We start from the raw sequence: 25,043 nt of genomic DNA, 5'->3' as shown, positions 1-25,043 counted from the left end.
GGGGGGGGTAGGAGCCGGCAAAGCTTAGAGCAGCGTTAATGAATCACCGCGCTGTATCCGTGAAGAAGACGTTGGTGTGTCCGGAACTGGTTAAGCGGCAATATGATGAATAACTCAAGAAACGATTTATATGGCGAATCACAGCGTCCCTTACTGAAGGCGTCCACTTTACTCGTCCTTTTGCCTGTTGTCCTCGTATTGATGAATCTTGCATGGAACAACGAAAATGGTTGGTTGCCGCACGATGATGCTGCGAATTACCTTCAGACAGCTCAGAAATGCTATCATTCACTTCAGCGCAACGGCTTGTTCTTTGGCCTCCGTACTTGCTACTTCTCACGTGGCTGGCGACCGATTGTCTTTCCTCTTGCCTCAGTTCCCTTCTTGTTTTTGAACAACGGAGAACTCCATGGGGCAGTTGCAGGCACAACTTCAGCAATTTTCGGGTTGTTATCTTTGTATCTACTCTTGCTGTTCAGGCAATTCCTGCCACCGGCAGCAGCCATTGCGAGTGTAGTTTTAACCGCAACATTGCCATGGGTGTTTAATTATTCAGTGGTGTTCTATTCCGAGATTTTTCTTCTGGCGATGTTCACGGCAGCCATTTGCCATTTGACTTATTATTTGAGATCAAAGCGGAGCATTCACGCCTGGGCTTCGGCTACGTATTTCGCCTTGGCTTTTTGCACTCGGCCGGTTGAATCATTGCTAGCTTCAATCGTTCCAGCCATCGGTATCATCGCCTACCTGCTGCGATGCCAACTAGTGCCGAAGAAAGACGTATGGGCCATTGGTCTTCTGGCTTGCAGTGCTCTCGGTTTACTCTCGATCGATATCCTCGTGCCAAAGCTTACGGACAACCGCATCACTATGGTAGTCCTTGCGGTAGCTTTGTATTGTGCCGCCGGGCATTTGGTCATCAAATGGCAACGCTTATCTTTGTACATCTATTATGTGCTATATTTTAACGCGCTGGTGGTGGCTTGGTGGCTGCCGTCGTTTAGCGAGTTAACGGATTGGATTTGGTTAACGTCTTTTGGGTCAATGGCGCATCTCTATGTTGGGTTGGGACAACACAGCTTGGTGGCTACAAGCGAATACTTGCTTAGTTGCTTAGGAGGCTGGCCACTACTTATAGTTTCGGGAGGCGCAATCGTGATTCTTGGAATTAGAATATGGAGGGGCGAGCCATTAGGAAGTTGGGCTGCGGTTGCACTCAGTGTCGGAATTCTTTTCCCCGCGCTGGTAATCCATAGTCTCAGCCCAGCCGGAGACATACGCCGTGGATTTGTTGGCGCGCTTGCCCTTTTTGTGGGCCTCCTTATCTATGTCCTTGGCTCAGCTCAGGGATGGCTACGCATTTCAATGATTGTAGTAGTTGCATTGATCGGAGGAGTGCAAGGATATCAGATTGCTTCAACGATTTACCCCGCTTTGCACATCGGCAAGCTAGATACTCTTGCCGGATCTATTGCATGCATTAGTCTAGCGCAATGCGAGAAGGGGGTTCTCAGAGGTTGTGCCCTCATTAGGCAACCGAGACGCGAGAAGGACCCAACCGTTCTTACGTTTGAAAATTTATCCCGACTATTTCACGAGGGGCAAATCTCAGGGGCGATTGCTACTCTCGCCATTTCAATGAATGACGCCTCGAAACGGGCGTTCTCAGCTCATCTCCTTCCGGTGTTGGCGGAACAATCTGGCCTGCCTCTCGTTTTTGGCTACCCTTGGGAATTTACGACAAACGAAGAAGGATACGATGCTCTTCGTTGGCCCCGATACGATTTTGTTCTTCTGGATTTGAATGACGACTTTCCAGAAGATATCAAAAATGCCGATCCCTACACCCGGCTAACAACCGACCTAATTCTCAAAATCAAAATGGGTGAATATGAGTCAGTCCGGATGGCGCCCGTTGCGAGATTTAAGGTGAAAAATAGCGAGATAGCAGTCCTGAAACTGATCCAATCGGCCGGCACAGCCGATGTTACAAAACTTTAGAGTGCATCCGCTTTCACTCCCCATGAACCTACACGACCCCTGGCGTGCCAAGAGCCGCCCCTTCCCGTAGAGCGAGCACATTCTGATCGTGCGCAACAGCTAGGCGCTCGACTCGGTTGACTCTTCCTATTTCTTATCCCAACTTCCTCAACCCCGGCGGGCTGGCGTGTCTCATCTCAATTGCGCGCGTCCAACGAGGGCCTTCCGAGGCCGCGCGTTGCGCGAGCACGGAGAGGAGACACGCCAGCCGCCGTCTTCTCTCTTGCACTCTTATCTCTCCCCTAGCCGACGGGGTGACTGGGTGCCTCGCCACTGCACGCATCGAGCGAGCATATTCTGATCGTGCGCGCTCTGCGAGCACAGCGAGGCACCCAGTCACCCCGTCGCCCTCTTCCTTCTCGACATTCCAAAACCCCTTGTGCTAGCTTACACGGCTCTACAAGCCCTGCGATTCTGATGGGTTCTGGTCGTGATGTTTAAGAAAATCCTGGTCGCCAATCGCGGCGAGATCGCCATGCGGATCATCCGCGCGTGCCGCGAGCTGAACATCGCCACCGCCGCGATCTATGCCGAGCAGGACTCCACCGGCATCTACGTGAAGAAGGCCGACGAGGCGTATCTGGTCGGCCCCGGCCCCGTCCAAGGTTTCCTCGACATGCACCAGATCGTCGATCTCGCACAACGGATCGGCGCGGACGCGATCCATCCCGGGTACGGCTTTCTGTCGGAGAACGCCGAGTTTGCCCATCTGTGTCAGGCCTCCGGCGTCACCTTCATCGGACCGTCGCCGCAGGCCATCCACCTCATGGGCAGCAAGATCAAGGCGCGCGAATTGGCGAACAAGGTCGGCGTGCCCGTCGTGCCCGGCACGGAAGGGGGACTCGTCAGCGCCGAAGAGGCGGTCGGGTTTTGTCGGAAGGTCGGCTACCCGGTCATGATCAAAGCCAGCGCCGGCGGGGGCGGGCGCGGCTTGCGGGTCGTCCGCTCCGATGAAGAGTTGTGGGCCAACATGGAGACGGCGTCGCGCGAAGCACTGGCGGCGTTTGGAGACGGGAGCGTGTTCATCGAGAAATATGTCGAGCGCCCGCACCATATCGAATTCCAGCTCCTCGGCGATCGGCACGGCAACGTGATCCATCTCGGTGAGCGGGATTGCTCGATTCAACGGCGTCATCAGAAGTTGATCGAAATCGCGCCGTCGTTGGTCTTGAGCGAGAAGCTGCGCAAGGAGATGGGCGAGGCGGCGATCGAGATCGCGAAAGCCGTCGATTACGATAATGCCGGCACGGCGGAGTTCCTGCTCGATCCGGACGGCAAATACTACTTCATTGAAATGAACCCGCGCATCCAGGTCGAGCACACCGTGACCGAGCAGATCACCGCGGTCGACATCGTGCGGTCGCAAATCTCCATCGCTGCGGGCCGACCGCTCGAGATAAAACAACGCGACGTAATGCTGCAGGGCCATGCGATTCAGTGCCGGATCAATGCGGAGGATCCCCGCAACAACTTCCGACCCTCGACGGGCACCATCACCGCGTACCTCTCTCCGGGCGGCATCGGCGTCCGAATCGATGGGGCCGTCTACAAGGACTACTCGGTTCCGCCGTACTATGACGCGCTCCTGGCGAAACTCACCGTCCGAGGGCGCACGTGGGATGAGACCGTCAGCCGCATGCACCGCTCGCTGGAGGAGTACGTGTTGCGCGGCGTGAAGACGACGATCCTGTTCATGAAGCGCATTATGGAGGAGCCGGATTTTCGTGCCGGCCGCTTCGACACCTCCTATCTCGACACGCATCCGGATCTGTACAACTATGACGAGACTCTTGACCCGGAGGACCTCGTCCTGGCGATCTCGGCCGCCATCGCCGCGTATGAGGGGCTCTAATGGCCGTCCCGGTTCAAGCTATTTTGTTATCAGGACTCCACGGGCGACAAGACAGGGTCGGCTCACCCAAGACACGGCCGGCTCACCATCTCGCCGGCGTCCACGAGCGCAACGCGCCTTATTCGGCGCGTCGCGGACTTCGCCGGCGCACCCACGCGTGGCGTCACTTATTCGTGACGCCGGGCGCCTCATCACTCTAGTCTCATGCCCATACGACGGAACAAACCACGCAAACGACCGACGCAACGGATCGCCTCGCGCGCGCCTGCCCGAGCGTTGAAGAGCGCGGCACGCAAGCGGCCCGCGTTCGACCTCTCTCCGGCGCCCGGCAAGCGGCTGCAGATTACCGACGTGGTGTTGCGCGATGGGCATCAGTCATTGTTGGCGACCCGCATGCGGACTGAGGACATGCTGCCGATCGCGCACAAGCTCGATGCGGTGGGATATTGGTCCCTGGAGGTTTGGGGCGGCGCGACGTTCGACACCTGCTTGCGGTTTCTCAAAGAAGACCCCTGGGAACGGCTGCGGGCCCTTCGCGTCGCGATGCCGAACAGCCGGCTCCAGATGCTGCTCCGCGGGCAAAACGTCGTGGGCTATCGGCATTATCCCGATGACGTCGTCGATCGCTTCGTCGAGCGCGCGGCGTTCAACGGCATCGATGTCTTCCGCATCTTCGATGCGCTCAACGACCCGCGCAATCTCGAACGGTCCATGCGGGCCGTCAAAGGCACCGGCAAGCACGCCCAGGGGACGATCTGCTACACGGTGAGCCCGGTCCACAGCTTGGATCGCTTCGTCGATCTTGCCAAGCGGCTGGAGGACATGGGCGCCGATACGGTTTGCATCAAGGACATGGCCGGTCTCTTGGCGCCGATGGATGCCTATCAGCTCGTCAAACGACTGAAGGTCGCCGTGCGGCTCCCGATTCACCTGCACACGCATTACACGTCCGGCATGGCGTCGATGTCGGCGCTGATGGCGATCCTCGGCGGCCTCGACATTCTCGACACGTCGATCTCCCCGCTTGCCGGCGGGACCTCGCATCCCCCGACCGAAACGCTGGTCGCAGCCCTTCGCGGCACGCCGTACGACACCGGCTTGGACCTTCCGCGCTTCTCCCCGATCGCCGAGCACTTCCGGGGTGTGCGGAAGAAGTACCACCAGTTCGAAAGCGACTTCACGGGCGTCGATGCCGACATCCTCAGCTCTCAGATCCCGGGCGGTATGCTGTCGAACCTCGCCGCACAACTCGCCGAGCAGAACGCGCTCGACAAGATGAAACAGGTGATGGAGGAAATTCCGCGCGTGCGCGCCGATATGGGCTATCCGCCGCTGGTCACCCCGAGCAGCCAGATCGTCGGGACGCAGGCGACCCTCAATGTGCTGACCGGTGAACGGTACAAGGTCATCACGACGGAGACGAAGAACTATTTCTTGGGCTTCTATGGCCATCCGCCGGGCCCGCTCAATCCGGAAGTCCTGACTCGCGCCGTGGGTGATGATGAACCGATCAAAGGCCGCCCTGCCGATCGGCTGGACCCGGAACTCGAAAAAGCGAAGGAGGAAATCGCCGAGAAAGCCACGTCGCCCGAAGACGTGCTCTCGTTCGCGCTATTTCCCTCCATCGCTCGAGACTTCTTCGAGGAGCGCGAGCGCGGCGAACTCAAGCCCGAGCAGCTCGTGCCGGCCCCCGAGAAGGGACCGGTCGTCGCCCACGAGCTCCATCTCGCTCCGATCGACTTCAACGTCACGGTCCATGGGGAGACCTACCACATTCAGGTCTCCGGCTCCGGCCGCAAGACGGATGGACGCAAGCCCTATTACATCCGCGTGAACGACAAGCTGGAAGAAGTCCAGCTCGAGGCGATCCAGGAAGTGCTGGCCGGAGTGCCGGAAGCTCCGGACGCCGGCGCCCGCAGCGGGCCGAAACGGCCGCGGCCTTCGAAACCCGGCGACATCGCACCCCCGATGCCGGGCCGCGTCGTCCAAGTGTTGGTCTCCGTCGGCGACACGGTCAAACAAGGCGATGCGGTCCTGATCATCGAAGCGATGAAGATGCAGAGCCGTGTCCCTGCTCCCGTCGGCGGTACCGTGAAGGCGCTCTATGTCAAAGACGGGGACGACGTGAAGACCGACGAGACCCTCATCCAGTTGGAGTAGCGGCCTTGCTCCAGGCCGTTCGTGTTCTGATCCCTTGGTCGTCCTTCGTCCTCATCACGCTCGTGCTCACCGCCTGCCGCGCAGCTCCTGAGATGCCGCCTTGGTTCGACGGGCTGCACCGCACGCCCATCCGGACGATCCTCGTCGACGGCCATCGGATCGCCTATCTCGATCAGGGCGCGGGGGCGCCCGTCATCTTCTTGCATGGTTTTGGCGGCTCCATGTGGCAATGGGAATATCAACTCAGCCTCGGCGACGATTATCGACTGATCATCCCCGATTTCCTGGGGGCCGGTCTCTCCGATAAGCCGGACCTCGCGTACACGCCGGATGACCTTATCGCCTTTCTCACGGCTTTCATGGATGCCCTGCACATCCCGCGGGCCTCGCTCGTTGGCAATTCCATGGGCGGCGGCATCGCAATCGGCATGGCGCTCACGCATCCCGAGCGGGTCGAACGGCTCGTCTTGATCAGTGGATTGCCGGATCATGTGCGGGAGCGGCTCACGTCTCCGCTCATGCATCGGGCCGTCGACAATTGGCTCCCGATCTGGATGATCGAGTTCGGGAATCGCTTCTCGGGACGCGGTGTGACACGCCGTGTCCTCAGCGAGCTCGTCTACGATCAGACGCTGCTGACGCCCCTCGTCATCGAGCGATCGCACAGAAACCGCACGCGCAGCGGCATGCTCAGGCCGGTGCTGACGATGGTGAAGAACCTGCCGCTTTGGGAACAGGATTTTGCAGGCCGGTTGAGCGACATCACTCAGCCCACCCTGATTCTGTGGGGCACGCAAGACAAAGTGTTCCCCCCGACCGTGGGAGAAACGATGCGCGAGATGATCCCTGGCTCGCGTCTTGAGCTCATCCAAGACAGCGGTCATCTGCCGATGTGGGAGCGTCCCCACCTCGTCAACCCGCTGCTCAAACGGTTCCTGACACCTTGACACTCAATCGGCCCTCGTGACACGGTACCCGAGAAGAGCGGGTGCGGAAGGAGGAGGAGTATGAGACGACGACACACTCTCATGGCGCTACTGATAGTCGGCATGCTGGCGTCCGGGTGCACGATGCAGTGGTCGGGATCGGCTTCGGACAATTTTAGCTATAAGAACATCCCGGTTGCCACGGGATCGGCCGCGCCCGGCAGCGGGAACTCCGTCACGATGAAGGGCAAGCCGTTGAGCTTGGAAGGCCGGCCGATCAAGGTCGGCGATACACTTCGGGATGCCGAGGTCGCCACCAAGGACTTGTCCCTGCTCAATCTCCAGGACACGAAGGGCAAGGTTCGGCTGATCAGCATCGTACCGTCACTCGACACGCCGGTCTGCGAGCAGCAGACGCACTATCTCAGTGAGAAGAACGCCGGACTCGACAGGGAGGTCGAGCTGATCACGATCAGCGTCGACACGCCGTTTGCGCAAAGTCGGTTCGCCAAAGAGGCCAAGATCAACAATGTCATCTTCCTCTCGGACTACCGTGGCGGCGACTTTGGCAAGACGTATGGTTTGTTGGTGAAAGAGCCCCACATCCTGGCACGCACCGTGATGGTCGTGGATCAAGACAACGTCATTCGCTACCTGCAAGTGACCCCGGAACTCGCCCAATTGCCCGACATGGACGCCGCGTTCAAAGCGGCCCGCACGCTCGCCAAGGGGCAAGGTTAAGGTTGAGGCTAAGGGCGAGGGCGAGCATAAGATTCAGTAGGAAACAACCGAGCCAAACGTCGTGAGTCATGCCCGCGTCACGCGTTCGTTCGACGCCATCAACGTATTTTACCTCAACCTGAACCCAAACTATGGAGGACGCTCAAAAACGCCATCCAGCGAGGCCGCAGGCGAGCCACAACCGCAGGCGTAGCCTCGCGCTACGTTGAGGATTGGGACGAGCCGAGAACGAAGCTGGGGGCGTTTTTCAGTGTCCGACTCACCCTATGGCTCATTACGACATGCTCGTGATCGGCACCGGCCCCGCCGGCCAAAAGGCCGCGGTCCAGTCCGCCAAGCTCGGGAAGAAGGTCGGGATCGTCGAGCGAAAGGACGTGGTCGGGGGCGTCTGCATCAATACCGGCACGATTCCCAGTAAATCCCTCCGTGAGGCCGTCCTCTATCTCTCCGGCTTTCATCAGCGCACGATGTACGGAGCGAGCTATCGGCTCAAAGAGAACATCACGATGGAGGATCTCGCTTATCGGTGCAACCATATCATCACCGAAGAGGTCCAAATCATCCAAAACCAGATGGCCCGCAACCACGTGGACCTCATCCATGGGACGGCGAGCTTCGTCGACCCTCACCGCTTGTCGATTAGAAACGAGACCGGAGTCATCGAGCACACCGCGGATCATATCGTCATTGCCGTCGGCACGAAACCGTCCCGTCCGGCGGACGTCCCGTTCGACGGCGAGTCGATCATCGACACCGATGAGCTGTTGACACTGAAGACGCTCCCGAAGACCTTGATGATCATCGGCGGCGGCGTCATCGGCTGCGAGTATGCCTCGATCGCCGCGACGATGGGCATCAAGGTGATGCTGATCGATCAACGTCCCCGACTCCTCGAATTTGCCGATCACGAGATCATCGACGCGCTGCAGTCGAACATGGAGCAGACGGGCGTCAAACTGTTCCTCAACGAACAGGTCGTCCACATCGCGAAGAACGCGACTGGGGAAGTGGTGGTCGACTTGAAGAGCGGGACGCAGCTCTCGGCCGCGACCGTGATGTATTCCGCTGGTCGCGTGGGCGCATCTGAAGGGCTTTGCCTCGAGAAGGTCGGCGTGACGCCAGACAGCCGCGGCCGTATCAAGGTCAACGAGCGGTTTCAAACCTCGGTGCCGCATATCTACGCCGCCGGCGACATCATCGGGTTCCCGGCGCTCGCTTCGACATCGATGCAACAGGGCCGCCTGGCGGCCTGTCACGCCTTCGGGATCGCCTGCGACGTCAAGCCTCAGCTGCTGCCGTACGGCATCTATACGATCCCGGAAATTTCGATGGTCGGCCCCACCGAGCAGGAGTTGATCAAGCAGGAGATCGCCTACGAAGTCGGGGTTGCCCGGTACCGGGAAATTGCGCGCGGCAAGCTGATCGGCGATGAAGTGGGCATGCTCAAGCTACTGTTCCACAAACAGACGCGCAAACTGCTCGGCGTGCATGCCATCGGCGAAGGGGCGACCGAGCTGATTCATATCGGTCAGGCGGTCATGGCGCACGGCGGCAAGATCGATTATTTCGTCGACAACGTCTTCAACTATCCGACGTTGGCCGAATGCTATATGGTCGCGGCGCTGGCCGGCCTGAACCGTCTCCCCCGCCCCTGGCTGCCGGAGTCGTTGGCGTGCACCGAGGTCAAGACCAGCTAGGAGCTCGACTACTGCCGTCTGTAATCCTGCTTGAAGAGCGATGTCTTTTTCTGAAGAGCTGAGAAAAAAGGCGCAGCCGATCTGGGATGCGCAGTTGACGCATCCATTCGTGGTGGCACTCGGAGAAGGGACGCTGCCGGAGGAGAAATTCAAATACTACATTCTCCAGGATGCGCGCTTCCTCGGCGACCTCGCCCGCGTCTTTGCCGCCGGCTCGCAGAAAGCCCCCGACTCCGAATCGGCTCTCCGCTTCGCCAAACTTGTCGAGGAGACGATCGTCACCGAACGCGGTCTGCACGAATCGTACGGCAAGCGGTGGAACATGACACCGAACGAGATGGCCTCGGTCCCGATGGCGCCCACCAATTACGCCTACACCCGGCACATGCTCTCGATCACACTCGCCGGGAGCGCCGCGGAGATTACCGTCGTGGCCCTGCCCTGCGCCTGGATCTATTGCGTCGTCGGACAGCATCTGCTGCGTGACGGCCCTCCGAAGCCGACTCACCAGTATCGCGATTGGCTCATGTTGTACGCGTCCCCCGAGTTCGCGCAGGTCCAGGAATGGATGCGCGCGAAGGTCGACGAATGGGCCACACAGGCCGGCGCGGCTGAGCGGCAGCGGATGGAGGACGCCTTTATCATCAGCTCACGGTATGAGTGGATGTTTTGGGAGATGGCGTGGAAGGAGGAGACGTGGCCGGTGTGAAAATCGAAGAGGGCTGAGGTGGGTGGGGTATCCCCGTGCTCGCAGACCGCGCACGATCGGAATGTGCTCGGTCGATGCGCGCAGTTTGGGATACCCCACCCACCTCAGCCCGAGAAACACCGGCCACTTAAATGGAAAAGGAAATAAACTGCGGGCCCAAAAGTCGAACGAGTGAGAAAATGGAGATCTCCATAATAAAAGCACCGGCCTACGACAACATCGGGACTGGGTTTGTTCTTAGTACTCGTTGTCCAGCATGCGGGCACAACGGCACTTTTGAGCCTACAAGCCCGAACGATCGCGGAGCAGCAGGAAGCAATCTAAAGGACAGAATTTCCTCGCTAAAACAAAATTATAGTCCCCCAAGAATTGATCGATGGCATGGATGATTTACGCTTATTGGGCAATGACGCAGCTCACGTGGAATCACAAATATTTGATGATGTGGGAAAGGAGGAGGTTGAAATTGCCATCGAATTCACAAAAGAAATTTTGAAGGCCGTTTATCAATATTCAACTTTACTATCAAAACTAAAGTCTTTAAAGAAAGAAGCCACGCGGTTGTAAGAGCATGAAGCAAGTGCTCACCATCGCCGGCTCGGATTCGGGCGGAGGCGCGGGGATTCAGGCGGACATCAAGGCGATGTCGGCAAACGGCGTGTATGCGCTATCTGTCATCACGGCAGTTACGGCACAAAACACGGAAGAGGTGACCGAGGTCTTCGAGTTGCCGGCCTCGATCGTCGAAGCGCAAATCGACGCCGTCTTCGATGATTTCGACATCGCGGCCGTGAAGATCGGCATGCTGTCGTCGGCCGAGATCGTCAAGGTCGTGGCGAAGATGCTGCGACCGCAGAACGTTACGAATCTCATCGTCGATCCCGTGATGGTCGCCAAGAGCGGCCACTCCTTGCTCAAGCCCGACGCGATAGAGGCATTGACCCATGAATTGGTCCCCATGGCCCTCCTCATCACGCCAAACGTGCACGAGGCGGAACGATTATCCGGCCTGTCGATCACATCGTTGGCAGACGCGCGGCAGGCGGCGAAAGCAATTCATAAACTCGGATGTCAGAACGTCCTCATCAAAGGCGGTCATTTGCTGACCGAGCGCGCAACCGACCTGCTCTACGATGGTCGCTTCTTCAACGTGTTTAAGGGCGAGTACATCGATACGCCGCATACTCATGGCACCGGCTGTACCTACGCCTCGGCGATTGCCGCGCAATTGGCCCGCCGCAAGGCGCTTCCCGACGCCGTGCAGACCGCCAAGACCTATGTGACCGAAGCCATCCGCCACGGGCTCGCGATCGGCCACGGCAAAGGGCCGACCAACCACTTTTACTTTCTGCCTCACTAGCAGGATGTTGAACAAGCGCCTGCTTGGCTCTCGCCTCAGATTCTCGACGCATGGTGCACGTCGACGGATTGTTGCCGCGCGCATTGTGAAAGGTCTGCTTAGTCAGCTAACGAAAGGAGGAGCATGAGGCCATTCCTGTTTCGTCCGCCGTTCTTTCTGCTGACCGGTTTTGCATGGTTGGTGCTCTCCTCGCTCCTCGGGCTCATCCTCTTTCTCGCGATCGTCCTCGGCATCTCCCTCCCGCCGGTCTTGCGGCTCGTGCATGTGCACAGTGCCCTCATCGGCGGCGTCGGGCAGATGATCCTGGGAGCGATGCTCGCGTTCATTCCCCCGCTGCTCATGACCGGCCGCAATCGTCCCGAGTCCCATCCGATTCTCTATGGACTCGTCAACCTTGGCACGATTACCGTCCTGGCCGGCTTTGCCTTCTCCTCTTATAAGATCGTCGGCGTCGGCGGTCTCTTGGTCGTCGTCGCCTTTCTTTCGTTGTTCATGGACGCGGTCGGCCAAGCCCGGTCGAGCCTCGTGTCGCCGCCGCTGAATCTCTGGTTCTACGGCGTCGCGCTGGTCGCCTTGCTCACCGGCCTGACCATGGGTGAAGGGATGGCGTTCCGCATCGTCACCCCCGGCTTCCATGGCCAAGCCCGTCTCGCGCACATTCACCTGAACCTCTTGGGGTTCGTCACGCTCACGATCGTCGGCACGATGCACAATCTCTTTCCGACTGTCCTGAACGCGCGCCTGCACAGCGCCCGGCTGGCCCAATGGACGTTTGTTCTGATGCCCACCGGGATCGTGGTCCTCGTCGGAGGGTTTTTCATGGGCAAGCTGTGGGTGCAAATCGCCGGTGGGGCGATCCTCCTCGTGGGCGTGGCGTTGTATGGATTGAACATCGTCCGCACCTGGATCGACGCCGGCCGTCCCGCACGCATTGCGGCTGATCATTTCCTCCTAGCCACCCTGTTCCTGCTGCTCGTCATTCCCACGGGCATCCTCGTCTCGGTCAACTATCTGTGGGATCCCCCGGCAATGCCCTTTGGGACCCTGCATCTCGTCGCGTATACGCATTTGGCCTTGATCGGCTTCATCTTCCAGACCATTGTCGCCGCGCTCTCCCATTTGCTTCCGATCAGCCTGGCGATCGCCCGCGTGCCGAGCAACAAGAAACGCGGACCGTACCTCGAGCGCTTAACGCATATCGTCGAACGTTGGCGGGCCGTGCAGGTGGGCAGTCTTGCGCTCGGCACGATGGGTCTCGGCGTGGTCGCCGCGCTCGTCTGGCAGTTCAATCTCGGCGCGCCGGCCGTGCAGGTGGCCGCGTGGATCAGTGCGGCGTTCCTGTTCATTGGCCTTGCGATCTTTACCGGGAAAGTTGCACTTCTGTTGACGTATCGAGCGCCAGATTAGTCCATGCCGCGAACCGCGACTCTGTATAGTGATTTCAATTGTCCGTTCTGCTACGCATTCGGTGAGCGACTCATCGCCCTCCGTCTGGTAGACGTCGTCGCCTGGCGAGGTGTTCAACATGCGCCGCACCTGCCGATTCCTATGGCAGCGGCCGGGCCAACCTTTGCCAGTGAGCTCGCTCGTGAGGTCGGGCTTGTTCAACGTCTGGCACCGGAAGTTCCCATCGTGCTGCCAAAAGGTAAGCCGAACACAGGCCCCGCTATTCTCGCGGTCGCCGCGGCCATGCAGCAGGACGGCGGTAAGGCCCACGCATTCGCGGCCTCACTCTATCGCGCCTTCTGGCAGCGCGGGATCGATATCTCAGAGCGCGCCGTGATCGAGGACTTGGCCCGGCGAGCCGACTTGGCCGATCTCACAGTGAACGAATCGGTACGCCGCGTCGTCGAGGGATGGCATGACGACTGGATCGAGCGTGGGGTTGGCAGCGTGCCGGATCTCGTCCGCGATGACGGGGAAGCGATGACGGGACTCGTCGACGCCGAGGTGATTGAGTGCTTTCTGTCCTCGCCCTCCTGATCGTCGGTTCGATATCTGTTAGAATGCGGCCATGGAGGAACTCTTTTCTTTTCGGGATAGCGCCGGTCACCGAATTGTCGGAATCCTGACAGCCCCTGACACGCCGACCGAGCGGATTGCCGTCCTCTGCCATGGCTTTCTGTCGAGCAAGAACAGCACGACCAACAAGACATTGACGCGCCTGCTGGTCCCCGAGGGCCTCGCCACCTTTCGGTTCGATTTTTTCGGGCAGGGCGAGAGCGAGGGACCGTTTGAGGACATCACCGTGACAACGGCTGTCGATCAGGCAACTTGCGCCATTCGGCTCGTGCAAGGCCGCGGCTACCGCCGAATCGGGTTGATGGGATCGAGCTTCGGCGGACTCGTGGCGATTCTCGTCGCGTCACAGCGCGGCGATCTGGCGTCGCTTGCGCTCAAATGCCCGGTCGGCGACTTTCCCGAAACACTCCGCCTGGAATTCGGGGAAGCCGGTATGGCGCACTGGAGGGAGTGTGGCGAGGTCCCGGATGTGACCGGCGGTCCGGGGCTCGTGAAGCTTCGCTATCGGCTGTATGAGGATGCGCTGCGGTACGATGCCTATAAGGCGGCCGAAGCGATCACCGCGCCGACGCTGATCGTCCAAGGTGAGTGCGACGAACTCGTCCCATTGCACCAAAGCCGTCGCCTGCTCGACGCGCTGCCCGGTCGCAAACGATTGGACCTGTTGCCGGGTGCCGATCACGGGTTCACCAAGGGCGACGACTTCCGAACAATGACGACCGCGATCGCCGATTGGATGCGTGAGCACGTGTAGTTAGGATGCGCCTGCGCGAAGAGCAGCTCGAAGTGTTGAAGGTCCTCTATCCGTGGTACAAGGAGGAGGTCTTTCGCCGGCGCGAGCAGATGATGCGGCTGACGGCCTTCGCCAGCGCCTTCCTCGTGCTGCTGCTCGTCACCATGCTCGCCGTGCCGGCGCGTCCCCGCCCCGATTTTACGACCGCGCTGTTTGCGATCACCGGCGTCGCGCTCTTCTCCGCGGTCTTCGCCTACTCGATCTTGCAGCAGCGCAACCGCCACCGCATGGCCAAACAGGCGCTCATCGAAATCGAGCGCGTGCTCGGGCTCTACGATCAAGACCTCTATATTTTGGGAAAGACGCTCTACCCGGAAGACTGGCAGACCCAGTGGCTGAGCGATCGCAGCGTGACGATTTATCTCGTCGTGCTGACGACTCTGACCGTGTTGGTGATCGCAGCCGTTCTACTGAGACCGTAGGGCGATCGACGCTCGCCGCCGCTCTTAGCAATCACTTCAATGGGGGCAGCACGCGGTAGGCGATGCCCGCGTAGATCGGAACGCCGAGCGCGAGGCCGATGACAAAGCCGAGCGAGTCCATCGGGACCGGACCATACGGTGTGGGAATGAGGTGGGAGGGGAGCACTTTCATCAGCGCATAAGCCTGCCAGACGAGCAGTCGTGTGATCGCTTTCGACTCCGTGACAAAGGCCAGGCTCGTCAACAATACGGTGACTATCACACCGATCGAGAGACACACAAGCAATCGTTTCGCCATGATGCCGACCGGATCAGCGGTGAATTGCAGAACACCAGTATAGCCGCTCTCCATGAATGGCGATAGAGTTTTCCACGTATCATATTCATCTACATCCGCGAACAGAATTTTCCCAAGAACTCGCTTCTGGTACAATCCGCCACGATGTCATCGACGACGTCTTCACAGAAGTTGAAAATTCTGCCCGCCTATACGGGGACGACCACAATCGAAGAGGCCCTGACAGATCCGAGGAGTCTGCGTGTGCTCTGGCTTGAGATCCTCTTCAACGACCAACTGAAGATTGCCCCTATCCTTCAGCACCCCGCTGGCCGCGCGGCCTACGAGAAAGCCTGCCGATGGTATACCGCCTATCGCAGTCTCATTGAATCGGTGGTTCCCCGCTCCCCGCTTCCACGGGATACGAGTGCGATCGATCCCCGTGAGCATCGAATCTTCCTCGAGGCCTTGCACTTTGTCCACGCTCAGTGTTGATGCCGTCGTACGGCTTCTGCGAAATTACGTGGCGCAAACCGCGTCGGCGGTTGATCTTCTTCTCATCGGCCGCCTGGCCCTTCAGGCGTACGGTGCGACAAATCCACAGACCGAGGACCTCGATGCGGAAGTCGTCGGGGATTTCGACACCTTGGTGGCCTTCCTCGCCCAACACGGTATCCCAAGTAATGTGGGGGAGAATATTTCCGGGTGGTCGGTCATTGCGATGCCGCCCGGTTACCGCGAACGCGCTTCGGTGTTCCTTGAGGAGGACCGACTCCGCGTCCGTCTCCTCGCACCGGTCGATTTCATCATTGCCAAACTGCGACGCGGAACAGAAGACGACTTGGAGGACGCGCTGTTCGTGGCGCAGAAATTCGGCATACGGGAAAATGCGGTGAAATCCGCAGCCGAACTCGCTATTGCGGCGTCCCCTAAAGATATTGCCCTCTTCGCCTTCCGCAAGACGGTCGAATTATTCTGCCGTCGGTTATGAGCCGGCAGGACATTGTTCCACGGTGAAGCCGCGGTTAAGCACAGGAAGCCGTTACCGCGGCTCGACACTCCCCGCGCAGCGAAATCCGGTGTAGCTGTTCCTCGTGTTCGGCGGGAGTTTGAACCGGCCGTAAGTCAGGAGATACTTCGGCAACTCGGACCACGACCCGCCGCGCAGCACCTTGAACTGCCCCGTTTCCGGACCCGTCGGATTGCGCGGCGGGCTGTGCTCGTAATAATCGCCGGCATACCAGTCCTGGACCCACTCCCACACGTTGCCGGCCAAGTCGTAGACGCCGTAGGGGCTTTTGCCTTTTTCATAATGGCCGACCGGCATCAGCGTTTGTGAGTAGCTGAACCGCGCGCCGAGTGCGAAGTTGGCCAACTCGGCCGTCGGCGATTGATTGCCCCAGGGATACCATCGGCCATCCGTGCCCCGTGCCGCCTTCTCCCACTCGGCCTCGGTCGGCAATCGCTGTCCTCGCCAGCGACAATAGGCGTCGGCATCGTACCAATCGACGCCGATGACCGGGCGATCGCCGTGCTGGCTCAGGTCAACGGTGTCCCAGAAGAGCGGGGGCGTGCGTTTTGTGGCGTTGAGAAAGTCGGCATAGCTGGCCGTGGTCACTTCATACGCGGCGATCATGTACGTGTCGAGCCAGACAGTATGACGCGGCCGCTCATCGTCGAGGCCCTGTAAGCCGTCGATCCCCATTCCGAACTCGCCGGCCGGAATCAGGACCATCCGCATGACGTCTTTCTGCTGGTCGGGCTCTTTTTTCAGCTTGCGCAGGCGGTCGAGTTGCGCGTCGGAGGGCACGGCCGTCATGAGCACCGTAACGATGGCAAGGAGCGGCAGGAACACCATGGCGCGGAGGTCGATCGATGGCCAGGAGTGATCAGCAGGCTGTTGAAAAACGATAGCCGGGCGCCAGAAGCAACAATGCTTCAAGTGCAAGATGAAGAGACGACGCCACAGGATGTTCAAAAAGGCCGTCCAGCAAGGCCGCAGCGAAGGAGGAGGCGAGGCGTACTCATTCTCACCCTCCCACCCCGAGCCCGCCAAGACGGGCTCTTTTCCCGAGCTGTACGTTGAGCCTCCGAGTGATGCGAGGTGCGCGAGGCGAGGAATAACTCGCCTCACGTCTGCGCACGGGCGCGAGATGGTGAGCGCCCGGTGTCTTGGAAGCTGGAGATCTTTTTCAACATCCTGTCAGGGCGCATCCAACACGTCTCTCACCTTGCGGGTCAGCACGGCGGGACTAAACGGTTTTTGGAGAAACGCCATGCCCTCGTCCGCCACGCCGGTGTGAACGACGGAATCGTCCGTGTAGCCCGACATGAACACGACTCGCATCTTGGGGCGATCGGCGGCGAGGCGCTCCGCGAGCTCGCGCCCGCTCATCCCCGGCATGACGAGGTCGGTGAGCAACAGGTCGATGTCGCCCGCATGTTCCCGGCAGACGCGGAGCGCCTCGTCGCCGTCCGCCGCTTCCAGCACGTGATAGCCGTTGAGCCGCAGGAGATTCCTCACGAAACCGCGGACGCCCTGTTGATCCTCGACGATCAGAACCGTTTCGGTTCCCATCAGGGGCAACGTCGATTCCTTCGGCCGGTCGGAAGCAGGAGCGGTGGCTTCGCTTCTCGGGAGGTAAATCGTGAACGTCGCGCCACGCCGGGGTGCGCTATCGACCGAAATCGCTCCGTGGCTTTGCGTCACGATTCCGTACACCGTGGCCAGGCCAAGCCCCGTGCCCTTGCCCTGGTCCTTCGTTGTAAAGAACGGCTCGAACACCCGCGTCTGCGTCACCGTATCCATGCCGCACCCGGTATCCTGCACGGTCAGTCGGACATAGCCGCCGGGTGCCGCGATGCCGAGACGATGGCACGCCGCCTCGTCCAGCTCGACGTTGGCGGTTTCGATCGTCAGCACGCCGCCGTCGGGCATGGCATCGCGCGCATTGATGACGAGATTCAGCAGAACTTGTTCGAGCTGACCCGCATCCGTCTTGACGAAGGTCGGGTCCTGCGACAAGGTCGTTTCGAGCACGATGTGCTCACCGATCAGCCGTTGCAGGATCTGCATCAGGTCCTGCACGACCATGTTGAGATCGAGCACCTCCGGACGGAGCACCTGTTGGCGGCTGAACGCAAGCAACTGCCGCGTGAGCGCGGAGCCCCGTTCGCCGGCCAGCTTGATCTGCTCCACCTGCTTGCGCAAGGTGTCATCTTGCCGAAGGCTGTGCATGAGCAGCTCGCTGTACCCGGAAATGACGGTGAGCAGATTATTGAAATCGTGGGCCACCCCGCCGGCCAGGCGGCCGATCGCTTCCATTTTCTGCGCTTGGCGCAACTGTTCTTCGAGATATTTACGATCCGTGATCTCGATCGCGATGCCGGCCAAGACCTTCTTTCCCGACGCTTCTGGAAACGGAAACTTGAACACAAGAAAATGATGCATCTTGCCGTCCGCCGTCGGAATCGTTTCCTCCAACTCCACGACTTTGTCGCCCGCAAGCACGGCGACGTCATGGTCCCGGAGCTCTTTGGCGACGTCCGGCGGCCAGATGTCGTAGTCGCTCTTCCCCAGCCACTCGCCCACCGGTTTGCCAAAGAGCCGCGCGAGCGGCTCGTTGACGTAGAGATGGCGGCCCTCCTCGTCCTTCATGAAGGCGACGGCCGGACTGTTATCCATGAACACCTGGAAGCGGTCCTCACTCAGGCGCAACGCTTCCTGCGTCTGCATCTGCTCGGTCACGTCGATCGAGATCCCGCCCACGAGGAGCCGTCCGCCCGGACGCGAAATCGGAAACTTGGTCACCAAGCCGACGTGCCGGCCGTCGTGTAGCACAAATTCTTCTATCGTCCGGATCTCCTTCCCCGATTCGATCACTTTGCGGTCGTTGGCCACGAACTGGCGCGCCGTCTCGGGCGGAAACAGCTCAGAGTCGGTTTTGCCTTCCCAGACCTGAGCGTAGATCCCGAAGACGGCCTTGAAATACTTGTTCGTGTAGACGTACCGCCCCTCTGCATCCTTGATCCACGCGAAGCCGGGAAGATTGTCCATGAACGAGATGAATTGCTCTTCGCTGTTGCGCAGCGCCTCTTCCGCGCGCTTCTGCTGGGTGATGTCGCGCGCGAGCACCAATTGCGCCGGCCGCCCGCCAAATTGAATCGTGTGGCCGACGATATCGACGTCGATGATCGTTCCGTCTCTTTTCCGATGTCGCCACACGCCTGCCGACTCAAATCCCGGCTTGATGTCCTTGACCTTCTGCATCAATGCCGGCACATCTTCGGCCGGCCGGATGTCTTTGATCGTCATCCCCCGGAATTCCTTCTCCGAATACCCGTAGTGTGCCACCGCCGCCTGATTCACGGCCAAGAAGGCGAACGACTCCAGATCGTAGACCCACATAGGATTGGGATTCGACTCGAACAGCAGCCGGTAGCGCGCCTCGGACTCGCGAACCGCTTCTTCGCCACGCCGCCGCTCGGTGATGTCCATCGCGACGGCGACCAGGCGAACCGGCAGCCTGGAAGCCCCGCGGTACACCTTTCCCTTCATCGCGATCCAATGCACGGATCCATCCTGCCACTGCGTCCGAAACTCAACGCTGTAATCGGCCCCGGCCATGATGGACTGATTGATGGCGGCGGCGACCGATTCCCGATCCTTGTCATGAATGGCGTTGAGGAAGGCGCCGTAAGTGAGTTCGGGTACGGTCGGACTCAGTCCGAAGAGCGGCTTCAAATGTTCTGAGCAGGTCACACGGTCGGACAGAATATCCCAGTCCCAGGTACCGAGGCTTCCGCCTTCCATGGCCAACCGCAGCCGTTCTTCGCTCTCACGCAGCACCTTTTCGGATCGCTCCAGTTCGTCCGCGCGTTCACGCAACTGCGCCACCGTCCGGTCGAGCTGCTCAGCCTGCATGATCGCCGTCTGCTCGTGGACGTGCAGCAGCTTTTCCAGGGCCGCGATACGCGCTTGGAGTCGTTGCTCTTCGCTGGTGCGATAGGGGCCGCTCATCGCTATGAGATGATCAACCGATCGTCCTCAAACGGCAGCACGGCGATCTTGGCACACAAGGCGAGGGTTTTGAAGAGCTCGACGGTCTCGCGGTAGACCGGCACCTTGCTGAAAAGAATGACGGCAAACATATCGTCGGACAGCAGCGGGCTGCCGAACCCGATGACCGATCGAATCTTGTAGGGCACGACGAACTCCTCTTGAAGAGGAATGTACGGGCTGCCGGCCGCCTCCTCGACGTGAAAGACATTGAAGTCATGTTCCGCCTGGTCGACCAGCAGATTCGTGCCGGGTGCCGAGGGTGAATGCAGGTCGACGCCGAACTGGGTGAGCAATTGAGAGAACATGGGAAATTGCGTGAGAAACTGGTCCCCGACGATCGGAATGGCCTTGAACCGGACCGACTCAGCACGCGCGTTCCACTCCGGGCGCTGCCCCGCAGTCGCGAGCAGCACGAAGCACTTGTCGGACGCAGCAATGGGGCGACCGCCGATCTTCTGAGAGGCGAAGCGTTGAAGGTCGGGGCTGAGGCACTGATAGGCGTGCGTCTTGAAGAAACGGACCAACGCACAGGCCGGATGGCCGAAGCCATCGACCAGGTGCGTGTAGAGGTGAACGACGATGCGGTTGGCCACCTCCTCGATGCCGACCGCGCCCGCGCCGAGCTTCCGGAGCTCCGCGCCACACTCGGTCATCTGCTTCAAACCAAACTGTGTGAGATTGTAGGTCATCACGATGGACCGCTCGACGCCGCCGCTCCTTTCCGCCGAGCATGTCGCGTTCGCACCATACGGATGACGAACGCCGGAAGTCCTTGACTGATCTCAGTATACATGGCCTCCGGCGATCCAATGCCGATCATCGGGCACGTCGACGAGCAAGCGAGTCAGATTCAGCTGGGCGAGCTGCCCAGCGACTTCATCCTCGGTGAACGCCGCGCACAGCGAGTTGTAAAAATCACGCCGCAAGATGGACGGCGCCCCGGCGGCATACTGCTCGACGATCGCACGGGCCGCGTCGGGGGATTCGGGACGCAACAGGTCCATCACGAGGACCGCGCCGCCGGGCTTCACGAATCGCTTGACCGCGTACCAGAAGTTCAAGGGATTCGGGATGTGGTGCAGGAGACTATTGGAGATGACGCCATCGACCTGTTCTGGCAGGATGAGGGTTTGATATCGCTCGTGTCGAAGCGTGATCCGGTCGGTCAACCCAGCCGCCTTCACCGCCTCTTCTGCCAAGCGAATCATCGGCAGAGACGCATCCACTCCTGTAATCCGGCATAACGGGAAACGACGCGCCAGTCGAATCGGGATGTCGCCCGGGCCGCACCCGAGATCCAAGAGATGGCCCTCGACAAACTCGGGGAAGAATTGGCAAAAGGCCGTGACGAATGATTTGTTCTCTTCGGAAAAATCGGCCTCGGCATACGCCCGCGCCTGATCGGGATCATCCATCACCTCGGGCTCCAACACGCGCTCCATTTCGTTCTGCTCCTCGGCTATCCTGCCAGACAGCCGTCAATCGACAAGTGCCTGATGGACTGGGCATCACTAGAGCGCTTCACCTCTAGGTCGTTAGGGTCCAACAGCCTCGTCATCGGCACCAATCGCGCCACCACTCCATTCCTCTGTATCGGTACACTCGGGCAAGGGGATAAAGACTTTTGGCCTCAGGCACGACGATACTCGTACGGCGGCTCGCCGCCGTACCGGAAGGCTAGCGCCAGCCAGCCGCTCCGTTCGCGTTCCTCTTGGCTGGACCAGCCGTTCGCCTGCAATCGTGTGATCACGATCTCGCGATCCTCGCTGAGAATGCCGGAGCACACGAGCATCGCGTGAGGGGGCGCATATTGTTGAAAGAATGGCGCGAGCTCCAGCAGCGTGCCGCAATCGAGATTGGCCAGAATGACATCGTAACGCCCTTCGGCATCCTTCAGCGTTCCAGCCGTCAGCCGTAATGCCTCGCCGAATTGATTTTCGCGCGCATACTCGCGTGCACAGTCGATGGCCACTGGATCATGATCGAGGCCGTGCGCGGAGGACGCGCCGAGACGGATCGCCGCCATCGCGAGAATGCCGCTGCCCGTTCCGATATCCAGAACCTTTTCGCCGCCACGGATGTGGTCTTCCAGCCATTCCAGTATCAGTTGAGTCGTCGCATGGTGGCCGGTGCCGAACGCCTGGCGTGGATCGATGATGAGCTCAATGTCGTGATCGCGGCGTTCGACGCTCGCCCAACTTGGGCGAATGACGAACCGCCGCCCGACACGGATCGGCGTGATCGCCTTGGCCCACATCGCATTCCAATCGGTCTCCGGGACCCGCTCCACTGTGATGATGGGTGCGGCATCGCCACTCAAGGCGGCAGCCATCGCCGCCACGAGTGGCTCGCAGTCGGATGTCCATTGCTCTGCCCGCCAATAGAGATGCACCATCCCGTCTTCCTGCCAGGCGCCTGTGATCGCCTCGTCCTGTAACGCACCCACGAGTTCCCCGGCATCAATGCCACTCGCAATCCGCACCTCGACCCATTCATGCGGCCCTCGATCCATCAGTTGACGTCCTCAGGGTGAACGGGTAAGGTCGTCGTAATGGGTTTGACCGATGTCCCTGCGGTTCTCTCGCGCATCCCCGCGCTCGAACGCATCATCGGTCGTGTCGATCGCCGCCTCCGCCGTGCTGAGCACGTCAGCACCCGATATAGCCGCTGGCGGCTCGCGATCTTTGTCACGGGGGCGGTCCTCACCATCACGTTCTTCCACGAACAATGGTACCGGACGGGAAATGCGGTCCTGCTCTTCTTCGTGGCTCTGTTCCTCGTCGTCGCGCGGTATCATAACAGGCTCGAAGAGCGGATGCAGCGGATGCGCCGGTGGCGGGGCATCAAGACGACGCACCTCGCGCGTCTTCGTCTCGACTGGGCCGCCATTTCCTATCGCGCAGTCACAGTGCCGGAGCAGCATCCCTACGCCCGGGACCTCGACATCGTCGGTCCGCATTCCCTCCTTCACCTGATCGACACGACCTCCTCCTCGAATGGGCGCGAGCGATTGGCCGATTGGCTGCTCACGCAGCCCCCGAGGCCCGATCAGTGGCAGCGGCGGCACGAACTGATTCGAGAACTCACTCGCCTGACGCTCTTGCGCGACCGTCTGACCCTCGAAGCGTCGACGGTGGGTGAAGCGGAGCTTAACGGGCGACGGATCGAGGCGGCGCTGACGCCCGAGATCGGCTTTCCACTCCTGATCCCGCTCCTGCTGATCCAGGGAGCGCTTGCGGCGGCGACCTTCTCGCTCGCCGCCGCCTCGGCTGCCGGATTCCTGCCTGATTATTGGATTCTGTCGTTTGCGGCCTACGCGGCCGTGTACTTGCTGCATTCGGGGCGAATCGAGCCGATCTTCAGCCGCGCCCTGTCGCTCTATGGGGAATTGGACAAGCTCAGGGCCTTGTTCCTTTATCTTGAACGGCGGTCCTATTGCGCGACGCCGATGACGGGGCGGCTCTGCGAGCCCCTCCTCGGCCATGATCACCGCCCCTCAACGGCGCTTCGGCGGCTGGCCCGTGTCACACACGCGCTCAGCATTCGCGCGCACCCGCTGGCGCATCTGGTCGTCAATGGCCTGGGGCCCTGGGACCTGTACTTTACGTGGCGGCTCGACCGCGAACGGTCACGCGTCGTCGGACACATTGGGATATGGCTGGACGTGCTCTCCGAATTGGAAGCGGCGAGTGCGCTTGCGACGTTTGCCTTCCTGCATCCTGCTTGTCGGTGGCCGACGCCGAGCGATACCGGCATGGCGCAAACTGGGAGCGAGCCTCGTGCGCGGCTTACCGCAACGGCACTCGGCCACCCGTTGATCCCGGCGGCGCGGCGCGTCACCAACGATCTCACCCTGACCGGCGTCGGACGGATCATGCTGATCACCGGCTCGAACATGTCGGGGAAAAGCACGTTCTTACGAACCATCGGGATCAACGTATGTCTCGCCCAGGCCGGGGCGCCGGTCTGCGCCGGCCGCTTCGAGTGGTCCTGGACGCGTATCTGGTGTTGCATTCGGGTGGATGATTCGTTGGAGGCCGGCCTCTCGTATTTCTACGCCGAGGTGAAACGACTCAAGCGGCTCCTCGATGCCGCACAGGATTGCGCGCAGCGGCCGGTCCTCTTTCTCATCGACGAAATTTTCAAAGGCACCAACAACCGGGAGCGCCTTGCGGGCAGCCGGACGTATATCGACGCGTTGGCGAAGAGCAATGGCTTTGGGCTCGTCACGACACACGATCTCGAACTCGCCGAGTTGGAGCACACCATCCCCTCGCTGTCGAATGCGCACTTTCAAGAGACGGTTCAGGCGAACCAACTGGAGTTCGACTACCGCCTGCGTCCGGGCCCCTGCCCGACCACCAATGCGCTCCGCATCATGGCGCTCGAAGGATTGCCGGTCGATGCGAGCGCACCGGCCGGCGGTCGCCGATCGACTAATCGAACCACCCAACAGGGAGCACTGGAGTGAGAATCACGCAATGGGGCACGCGATGGGGATGGGTGTGTCTGCTCTGTCTACTGGCCGGTTGTTCGACCGCCGGCCCGCCGCGTCCCTATGTCGATGAAGACGCCTACGCCCGCTACTACCTCACCGATACCGGACGCGTGCTGCGGGTGGAACGAGATGGAACGATCCTCGACATCACCTGCCTGCCGAAACAATTCACTCGCGACACCTCACGGGACCATTTGCCCCACTCGCTTTGTGAATCAGAGGATGTGAAGGTGCTCGGCAAAGCGAAGCGCGTCGGGGATCAGTGGGACCTGTCCGGTTATCACATCGAACCGGAAACCGGCACGTGCCGATCGCTCTTTCCATTCATGAGAAAGGAATGGGAAGAGGCCAGGCGCCACTCGTGCTGGAATCGTTTGTGGGAAGTGCCGGCCGCCGTCGTCTTCTATCCCACGGTCGCGGTCATTGCAGTGGGCATTATCACCGCGCCGATCTGGGTCCCGCTCGTGCTGTTCCTGTAGATCGT

General features: G+C 60.2%; 23 protein-coding genes. 17 read left to right on the top strand and 6 right to left on the bottom strand.

The genetic code is table 11. The features are described 5' to 3' along the window. Positions 1-102 precede the first annotated feature (102 nt). The 13 genes from AC1U7K_RS09160 to AC1U7K_RS09100 all read left to right on the top strand — a co-directional run bounded on the left by AC1U7K_RS09160 (position 103) and on the right by AC1U7K_RS09100 (position 14,722). Positions 103-2,001 (top strand): hypothetical protein, encoded by a 1,899-nt coding sequence (locus tag AC1U7K_RS09160; protein WP_480250857.1) that lies wholly within the window; start codon positions 103-105, stop codon positions 1,999-2,001. 472 nt (positions 2,002-2,473) lie between these two features. Continuing rightward, on the top strand, positions 2,474-3,892 hold the full coding sequence (gene accC / locus AC1U7K_RS09155; protein WP_480250855.1) for an acetyl-CoA carboxylase biotin carboxylase subunit: 1,419 nt from the start codon (positions 2,474-2,476) through the stop codon (positions 3,890-3,892). Between the two features lie 204 nt (positions 3,893-4,096). Continuing rightward, complete coding sequence (gene oadA / locus AC1U7K_RS09150) at positions 4,097-6,052, top strand: sodium-extruding oxaloacetate decarboxylase subunit alpha (RefSeq protein ID WP_480250854.1); 1,956 nt, start codon at positions 4,097-4,099, stop codon at positions 6,050-6,052. Between the two features lie 5 nt (positions 6,053-6,057). Further along, positions 6,058-6,999 carry an alpha/beta fold hydrolase gene (locus AC1U7K_RS09145; protein WP_480250852.1) on the top strand — a complete coding sequence of 314 codons (942 nt, stop codon included), beginning with the start codon at positions 6,058-6,060 and terminating at the stop codon, positions 6,997-6,999. Between the two features lie 60 nt (positions 7,000-7,059). Next, a complete protein-coding gene (gene tpx, locus AC1U7K_RS09140) occupies positions 7,060-7,719 on the top strand; it encodes a thiol peroxidase (RefSeq protein ID WP_480250850.1) in 660 nt (219 codons plus the stop codon). 266 nt (positions 7,720-7,985) lie between these two features. Further along, complete coding sequence (sthA, locus tag AC1U7K_RS09135; RefSeq protein WP_480250849.1) at positions 7,986-9,416, top strand: Si-specific NAD(P)(+) transhydrogenase; 1,431 nt, start codon at positions 7,986-7,988, stop codon at positions 9,414-9,416. Positions 9,417-9,456: 40 nt separating this feature from the next. Next, positions 9,457-10,125, top strand: coding sequence for a thiaminase II (tenA, locus tag AC1U7K_RS09130; RefSeq protein ID WP_480250847.1), 669 nt, complete (start codon positions 9,457-9,459; stop codon positions 10,123-10,125). 381 nt (positions 10,126-10,506) lie between these two features. Next, complete coding sequence (locus tag AC1U7K_RS09125; RefSeq protein WP_480250846.1) at positions 10,507-10,692, top strand: hypothetical protein; 186 nt, start codon at positions 10,507-10,509, stop codon at positions 10,690-10,692. Positions 10,693-10,696: 4 nt separating this feature from the next. Continuing rightward, positions 10,697-11,485: a bifunctional hydroxymethylpyrimidine kinase/phosphomethylpyrimidine kinase gene (gene thiD, locus AC1U7K_RS09120; RefSeq protein ID WP_480250845.1), complete on the top strand. Its 789-nt coding sequence runs from the start codon at positions 10,697-10,699 to the stop codon at positions 11,483-11,485. A 123-nt stretch (positions 11,486-11,608) separates the two neighbouring features. Further along, on the top strand, positions 11,609-12,892 hold the full coding sequence (locus tag AC1U7K_RS09115; protein WP_480250843.1) for a hypothetical protein: 1,284 nt from the start codon (positions 11,609-11,611) through the stop codon (positions 12,890-12,892). A 3-nt stretch (positions 12,893-12,895) separates the two neighbouring features. After that, entirely contained in the window at positions 12,896-13,468 is a 573-nt protein-coding gene (locus tag AC1U7K_RS09110) for a DsbA family oxidoreductase (protein ID WP_480250842.1), read from the top strand. A 31-nt stretch (positions 13,469-13,499) separates the two neighbouring features. Then, positions 13,500-14,261, top strand: coding sequence for an alpha/beta hydrolase family protein (locus AC1U7K_RS09105; RefSeq protein WP_480250841.1), 762 nt, complete (start codon positions 13,500-13,502; stop codon positions 14,259-14,261). Positions 14,262-14,266: 5 nt separating this feature from the next. Next, positions 14,267-14,722: a hypothetical protein gene (locus AC1U7K_RS09100; RefSeq protein WP_480250840.1), complete on the top strand. Its 456-nt coding sequence runs from the start codon at positions 14,267-14,269 to the stop codon at positions 14,720-14,722. A 31-nt stretch (positions 14,723-14,753) separates the two neighbouring features. Here AC1U7K_RS09100 and AC1U7K_RS09095 read toward each other — a convergent pair whose 3' ends face one another. Then, a complete protein-coding gene (locus AC1U7K_RS09095) occupies positions 14,754-15,020 on the bottom strand; it encodes a hypothetical protein (protein ID WP_480250838.1) in 267 nt (88 codons plus the stop codon). A gap of 144 nt (positions 15,021-15,164) precedes the next feature. Here AC1U7K_RS09095 and AC1U7K_RS09090 point away from each other — a divergent pair, with 144 nt between their 5' ends. Both AC1U7K_RS09090 and AC1U7K_RS09085 read left to right on the top strand, forming a co-directional pair. Next, entirely contained in the window at positions 15,165-15,494 is a 330-nt protein-coding gene (locus AC1U7K_RS09090; RefSeq protein WP_480250836.1) for a hypothetical protein, read from the top strand. 28 nt (positions 15,495-15,522) lie between these two features. Beyond that, positions 15,523-15,990: a DUF6036 family nucleotidyltransferase gene (locus tag AC1U7K_RS09085; RefSeq protein ID WP_480250835.1), complete on the top strand. Its 468-nt coding sequence runs from the start codon at positions 15,523-15,525 to the stop codon at positions 15,988-15,990. Between the two features lie 51 nt (positions 15,991-16,041). Here the strand turns inward: AC1U7K_RS09085 and AC1U7K_RS09080 are convergent, their stop codons facing one another. The 5 genes from AC1U7K_RS09080 to prmA all read right to left on the bottom strand — a co-directional run bounded on the left by AC1U7K_RS09080 (position 16,042) and on the right by prmA (position 22,573). Continuing rightward, a complete protein-coding gene (locus AC1U7K_RS09080; protein WP_480250834.1) occupies positions 16,042-16,857 on the bottom strand; it encodes a formylglycine-generating enzyme family protein in 816 nt (271 codons plus the stop codon). Between the two features lie 345 nt (positions 16,858-17,202). Further along, positions 17,203-20,019, bottom strand: coding sequence for a hybrid sensor histidine kinase/response regulator (locus AC1U7K_RS09075; RefSeq protein ID WP_480250833.1), 2,817 nt, complete (start codon positions 20,017-20,019; stop codon positions 17,203-17,205). A gap of 2 nt (positions 20,020-20,021) precedes the next feature. Further along, on the bottom strand, positions 20,022-20,750 hold the full coding sequence (locus AC1U7K_RS09070; RefSeq protein WP_480250859.1) for a hypothetical protein: 729 nt from the start codon (positions 20,748-20,750) through the stop codon (positions 20,022-20,024). Positions 20,751-20,843: 93 nt separating this feature from the next. Next, positions 20,844-21,503: a class I SAM-dependent methyltransferase gene (locus AC1U7K_RS09065; RefSeq protein WP_480250831.1), complete on the bottom strand. Its 660-nt coding sequence runs from the start codon at positions 21,501-21,503 to the stop codon at positions 20,844-20,846. A gap of 188 nt (positions 21,504-21,691) precedes the next feature. Then, a complete protein-coding gene (gene prmA, locus AC1U7K_RS09060) occupies positions 21,692-22,573 on the bottom strand; it encodes a 50S ribosomal protein L11 methyltransferase (RefSeq protein WP_480250829.1) in 882 nt (293 codons plus the stop codon). Positions 22,574-22,612: 39 nt separating this feature from the next. Here prmA and AC1U7K_RS09055 point away from each other — a divergent pair, with 39 nt between their 5' ends. Together AC1U7K_RS09055 and AC1U7K_RS09050 are read left to right on the top strand one after the other, a co-directional pair. Beyond that, a complete protein-coding gene (locus AC1U7K_RS09055; RefSeq protein WP_480250827.1) occupies positions 22,613-24,532 on the top strand; it encodes a MutS family DNA mismatch repair protein in 1,920 nt (639 codons plus the stop codon). Continuing rightward, positions 24,529-25,038 (top strand): hypothetical protein, encoded by a 510-nt coding sequence (locus AC1U7K_RS09050; RefSeq protein WP_480250826.1) that lies wholly within the window; start codon positions 24,529-24,531, stop codon positions 25,036-25,038. Before AC1U7K_RS09055 ends, AC1U7K_RS09050 begins: the two co-directional genes overlap by 4 nt. Positions 25,039-25,043 lie beyond the last annotated feature (5 nt).

The organism is Nitrospira sp. Vd2 (assembly GCF_979581665.1).
The sequence above is the reverse complement of the archived record's forward strand: the minus strand, read 5'-3'. Positions and strand labels throughout refer to the sequence as shown.